The organism is Thermovirga sp. (genome assembly GCA_012523215.1).
Taxonomy (GTDB): Bacteria; Synergistota; Synergistia; order Synergistales; family Thermovirgaceae; genus 58-81.
Genome location: JAAYIZ010000202.1, coordinates 1 through 2,530 on the forward strand (window position 1 = coordinate 1; position 2,530 = coordinate 2,530).

Below are 2,530 nucleotides of genomic sequence, written 5' to 3' on the forward strand. Positions count from 1 at the left end.
CAGGCTCCTGGCATTCTTCACACCGGAAAGGGGAAGGGGGGTCCTCTTACTCACTTCCTCCACCAGGCGCAGGAAGTCGCCCCCAACACCGGGTCCGTAAACCATCGGGGCGCGCAGGACCGCCGTGATCATCTTCCCCCGGTACTTGAGGATCATCTCCTCGGCCTCCCTCTTGGTGATCCCCACCGGATCGGTCGGATTGCAGGGAGTGTCCTCGGCGAAGACCTCTTCCGGCGCGGTTTCCTCTCCCACCGCGTTCATGCAGCTCATGTAGACGAACCGCTTCACCCCGGCCTTCCACGATGCCTCGAAGAGCGTCTTCGTAAGGCCCACGTTGACCCTGCGGAGTTCCTCCGCTTCGGCGGCATCGTCCTTCTCGGGCGGGGAAGTCTTCGCAATCAAGTGCACTACGGCATCCACCCCGGAAACGGCCGGTTTCCATGCTCTGGGGGAGGAGGGGTCCTCGACGGTAACATGGTCGTACCTTTCGGCCCTGGGAAAAGGGGAGTCCAGCCACCGCGACGCCCCCCGCACGTCATGACCCTGATCCAGAAGGTGCCTGGTCAGCTGACCCCCGATGAAGCCCGATACTCCCGTTACCAGTACTTTCATGATTTTCCGCCCCCTTCGGCCTGCGTGCCGCCCCTGCGATGCTTCCCGGTCCCAAAATCATCACTTTACTACATTCTAGCAGAAACCTATCCTCTGCCCCGTTGGTTTTTATAACCCCGCTTTCTCCATCATACCTGGGTCTTCTTTTGGTTTTCCCCTGTGTCGCGCCCTCCCCATCAAGCTGAAAGACACGCCTTTTAACTTGGTCCGGGGCACTTCGCCTGTGGTGCAGGCTCCAGCTTTGGCCTTTGCCTTGGCTTCCCGCCCCAGGATTCCCGGTATTTCCCATTCATGCCTTTCGGCCTTCCCATCCCCCGGGCTTCATGTATACAAATGCTGCATTTCAAGCTCTGACCCCAAGGGTTGCCCTTTTTAGATAACTATTTGTATATACTATATCCGGAAAGCACTCTTATATATGTCAGGTTCGACCATCTCAACATCGAAAGGAGGTGAAGTCCATGGCAGAGTATATCGTCGCTTCCAGCCGCCTGAGCCTCAGGCTCCAGATAGGCACCAACGACGACGGTCGTCCCATCATCAGGAGCCTTTCCCTGAGGGATCTTTCCGAAGACGCCGCCGCCGATGACGTTACCGACGCGGTTTCCGCCCTCGGCGATCTCCTGGAGTACCCCATCGTGGAGACCAGCAAGATCGACACCAGTCTCGTGGTTTAGCGCGCACCGCAACTGATGGAAAGGAGGTGAAACGATGGAGACAAAGACTCTCAGAATGGTTTTCGGCACCGCTGCCGGCGAGAAGTGGCCGATGACCCTCAGGTACCCCAAGGATGACCTCGATGCCGAGGGTGTGGAGACGGCCATGCAGGCCGTCATCGACGCCGACATCTTCGCTTCGGGGCTGACCGATATCCTGGCCGCCCAGATCATAGGCAGGACCGTCACCGACCTGATCTAGAACGGTTAATTGTTCATAAATAATATCCCCCGCGGGCTTCAAGCCCGTGGGGGAACAAGGAGGGAACAAATCATGGAAGACTTCGTGGCTTCCGCCATCCAGAGCGGGTTCGCCGTGGCCGTAGCGGCCTACCTGCTGGTGAGGATGGAAAGCCGGCTCGAAGAGCTCACCCAGGCTATACGTGAACTGCATGTCGCCATAGTGAACCGGGGAGGCGTATAGATTGAAAGCCAACAACATCTTCGTCTCCCCCCACTTCAGGCTGACCGAGTTCCAGTGCAAGTGCTGCGGATGCGTAAAACTGCACCCCGAACTGCTGGTCAAACTCGAAAACCTGCGCGATGCCTGGGGTAGCCCCCTGCTCCTGACCAGCGGTTTCCGGTGCAGCAGGCACAACAGGAACGTCAACGGCGCCGAGGCCAGCCTGCACCTTCTGGGACAGGCCGCCGACGTCGTGGTGCTCGAGGAAGTACAGAGGGAATTCAGCGAACTGGCCGAGAAAATGGGTTTCGACCAGGTCATCCCCTACGGTAAGAGAAATTTCGTTCACCTGGGAATATTCGGCAATGACGAGCGCGTCATCTTGCCCGTGAAGCAGCATAAATGGGAAATGGCGGTGCCGCTCCATGCAGCGGCAGGAACATGAGGACCTGTTGCTCAGGTTCCGCCCCCTGGTGGAATCCATCGCCCGGTCCTACGGCAATAACGGGGCCGAGTTCAACGACCTTGTCCAGGAGGGCTACCTGGCCATATTGGAACTTTTGCCCCGCTGCAGGAACAGGCAGTACCTGGCCAAGTTCCTCAAGTGGAGGGTCCGGGCCAGGGTCCGGGCCAGGGCGGCCAAGTGGTGGAACCGACCCGGTAAAAAGGTGGAGTTCGACCCCGAAAAGCACTCGCCCCACTACGAGGAAGCACTGCCCTGGACCCGCTGGGTGGCGGAGCAGACCCTGCCCGAGCGCGACAGCCGCATCGTGCTGCTCCTGGCGGAGGGCTTCACCCA

At 59.2% G+C, this 2,530-nt stretch carries 6 protein-coding genes; 5 read left to right on the forward strand and 1 reads right to left on the reverse strand.

Annotation, left to right across the window (positions count from 1 at the left end; genetic code table 11):
- The coding region (locus tag GX108_05685; GenBank protein NLO56528.1) for an NAD-dependent epimerase/dehydratase family protein at positions 1-612 on the reverse strand (612 nt) is incomplete at its 3' end.
- 461 nt (positions 613-1,073) lie between these two features.
- Between GX108_05685 and GX108_05690 the strand changes: the two genes are divergently transcribed.
- From GX108_05690 to GX108_05710, 5 genes are all read left to right on the forward strand, one after another.
- Positions 1,074-1,289, forward strand: a complete 216-nt coding sequence (locus tag GX108_05690) for a DUF1659 domain-containing protein (protein ID NLO56529.1) — start codon at positions 1,074-1,076, stop codon at positions 1,287-1,289.
- A 34-nt stretch (positions 1,290-1,323) separates the two neighbouring features.
- On the forward strand, positions 1,324-1,530 hold the full coding sequence (locus tag GX108_05695) for a DUF2922 domain-containing protein (GenBank protein NLO56530.1): 207 nt from the start codon (positions 1,324-1,326) through the stop codon (positions 1,528-1,530).
- Between the two features lie 72 nt (positions 1,531-1,602).
- The gene (locus GX108_05700) at positions 1,603-1,752 is read left to right on the forward strand and encodes a YvrJ family protein (protein NLO56531.1); all 150 of its coding nucleotides are present in this window, start codon (positions 1,603-1,605) and stop codon (positions 1,750-1,752) included.
- Between the two features lies 1 nt (position 1,753).
- Positions 1,754-2,176 carry a peptidase M15 gene (locus GX108_05705; protein ID NLO56532.1) on the forward strand — a complete coding sequence of 141 codons (423 nt, stop codon included), beginning with the start codon at positions 1,754-1,756 and terminating at the stop codon, positions 2,174-2,176.
- The coding region (locus tag GX108_05710; GenBank protein ID NLO56533.1) for a hypothetical protein at positions 2,157-2,530 on the forward strand (374 nt) is incomplete at its 3' end. The genes GX108_05705 and GX108_05710, both read left to right, overlap by 20 nt.